Source organism: Candidatus Desulfolinea nitratireducens (genome assembly GCF_982879505.1).
On sequence record NZ_CEYOSI010000247.1, the window covers coordinates 2957 to 4811 of the forward strand.

General features: G+C 47.7%; 2 protein-coding genes. Both read left to right on the forward strand.

The features are described 5' to 3' along the window. Positions 1-235: 235 nt before the first annotated feature. The gene (locus AC3DOM_RS15735) at positions 236-451 is read left to right on the forward strand and encodes a hypothetical protein (RefSeq protein WP_487919991.1); all 216 of its coding nucleotides are present in this window, start codon (positions 236-238) and stop codon (positions 449-451) included. A gap of 268 nt (positions 452-719) precedes the next feature. Next, the coding region (locus AC3DOM_RS15740; RefSeq protein WP_487919992.1) for a multicopper oxidase domain-containing protein at positions 720-1855 on the forward strand (1136 nt) is incomplete at its 3' end.

Genomic DNA, 1855 nt, shown 5'->3' on the forward strand with positions numbered 1-1855 from the left:
AATGGCTCTTGGGATTCCAGGGCAATCCGGATAAGATTATTTGGAAGATATATAAACTGAAAGGATTTTTTTGATGCGTTCACGATTCATGATTTTATTTCTTGGATTTTTAGTCTTGGCGCTAAGTGCTTGTGGGAGCCAAAACAAGGCATTAATTACACCTGCCCCGGATCGCTTAACTTTTCTGTTTTTCTTCACCGATGGTTGAGCTCCTTGAGCAGCAATGGAGCCTGTCGTGAATGGGCTTGAAGATATTTATGGAAGTGAGATTGACGTTCGACGTCTTAACGCAAATTTACCTGATGGAAAATCTGCATTTCAATATTACAGCCTTCAAGGACATCCATCTTTTGTATTGTTAAATCCAGAGGGTGAAGTTCTTTGGCAAGGTTTGGGTGAACAATCTAGCGAAAGTTTGCACGAAAATATAGATATTGCACTGGGCAAATAGCATTGAATGGTAAAAGAACGCTGAAACAAAAAAGACACGAGCGCTTTAGAAAGATCGTGTCTTTTTTGTTTTGCGATCAGGTTAATATGCCTGGGAACCTATGCGAGGGATCACGCAGGTGGGATATGTGAGGATTTTCTATAATAGCCACATTATCTACACAAACTCTTTACGAAACCTACACTTCTTTCTCACAAGTTCTTTTTATAGTATGAACATGAAAGTGCAGTTATGCATATTTCATTAATCAAACCACAGAGGTAATAGAATGACTTCAAAGGAAATTTCAAGGCGCGATTTCTTGCGTCTTTTAGGGATAAGTGGCGGGGCAGCTCTCTTGAGCGCTTGCGCGCCAAAGGCGTTGACCGAAACCGCATTTCCGCCGACGGCTATTCCGTCAGCGAGCACGGCTGGCCGCGCTTCGGGCGGGGTGGATGTTGAAATCGCGCTGAAAGCCGTCGAAGGGGAGGCGCAAATCCTTTCGGGCAAGGCAACGCGCGTATGGCGGTATCAGGGTGAGGTCATGAGCGGTCCCGCCGATGCGCTGCAAATCGTCCCGAACAGTTATTTGGGTCCGATCTTTAATGTCAAAAAGGGACAAAAAATCCGCATCCATTTCACCAATGAGCTGCGCGAATCATCCATCGTCCACTGGCATGGCTTGCATGTCCCCGTCGAAGCGGATGGGCATCCCCGTTTGGCAATTGAGCCCGGCGAAACATATATTTACGATTTTACGGTGCTTGATCGCGCTGGAACGTATTGGTATCATCCGCATCCGCACGGTCGGACGGGACCGCAAGCGTACGCAGGTTTGGCTGGGCTTTTTCTGATCAGCGATGACGAGGAAAGCAGTTTGGGGCTGCCATCTGGTGATTACGATTTACCGATTGTGCTTCAGGATCGTATCTTTGATAATAATAACCAACTGGTCTATGGTGGCAGCGGAATGATGGACCAGATGATGGGCTTTTTGGGAGACCAGCTTCTGGTCAATGGGCAGGCAGATTTTAGCCTGTCGGTTGAGACGCGCCCCTATCGTCTGCGTTTTCTGAATGGATCAAACTCTCGTATCTACAAATTGGCCTGGGATGACGGTACGCCGCTGACCGTGTTGGGCACAGACGGTGGCTTGTTGGAAAAGCCCGTAAAACGCGACTATATCACCCTCGCGCCAGCACAGCGTGTGGAATTATGGGTGGATTTCAGCAAAGACGAGATCGGCAGCGAACGGAATTTGGTCAGCCTGCCTTTTGATGCTTATGGCGGAGGGACTGAATATCGGGTTTTGCCTGTAAAGGTGGAAAAGGCTGTGACCGTTTCTGCCCCTATCCCTGGCACACTTTCAACAATTAATTGGCATAACGAAAATGAAGCTGTCAATCGCCGTTCTCCACGCGACTT